The sequence below is a fragment of the Terrisporobacter mayombei genome (assembly GCF_020748465.1).
GTDB lineage: Bacteria > Bacillota > Clostridia > Peptostreptococcales > Peptostreptococcaceae > Terrisporobacter > Terrisporobacter mayombei.
Window position 1 is genome coordinate 1 of the sequence record NZ_JAHZMP010000264.1, and the last position, 443, is coordinate 443.

The 443-nt window shown below is 47.2% G+C and carries 1 protein-coding gene; it reads right to left on the reverse strand.

Annotation, left to right across the window (positions count from 1 at the left end; all coding sequences use genetic code 11):
* Positions 1 to 95 precede the first annotated feature (95 nt).
* Positions 96 to 443 (reverse strand): glycine radical domain-containing protein (locus tag K0039_RS21485; RefSeq protein WP_272491557.1); only part of this gene is annotated, 348 nt, incomplete at its 5' end.

A 443-nucleotide genomic window follows, 5' to 3' on the forward strand; every position in this document is an offset into this window, starting at 1 on the left:
ATAGCTGACAAAAAAGGCTCTCGCGCTAAAAAAGGCCCCACTTTCGTGGAGCCTTTATTGTACGCTTTTTACTGTACGATTTCAGTCAAATCTAATTACATAGATTGAGTGAAGGTACGAGTAATAACGTCCTGCTGCTGTTCTTTAGTCAGCGAGTTGAAACGTACTGCGTAGCCAGATACACGGATGGTCAGCTGCGGATATTTTTCCGGGTTTTCCATCGCGTCGAGCAGCATTTCACGGTTCATCACGTTAACGTTCAGGTGCTGACCACCTTCGATGGATGCTTCGTGGTGGAAGTAACCATCCATCAGACCAGCCAGGTTGGTCTTACGAACTTCGTCGTCTTTACCCAGTGCGTTCGGAACGATAGAGAAGGTGTAGGAGATACCATCTTTAGCGTAAGCAAACGGCAGTTTAGCAACGGAAGTCAGAGAGGCTAC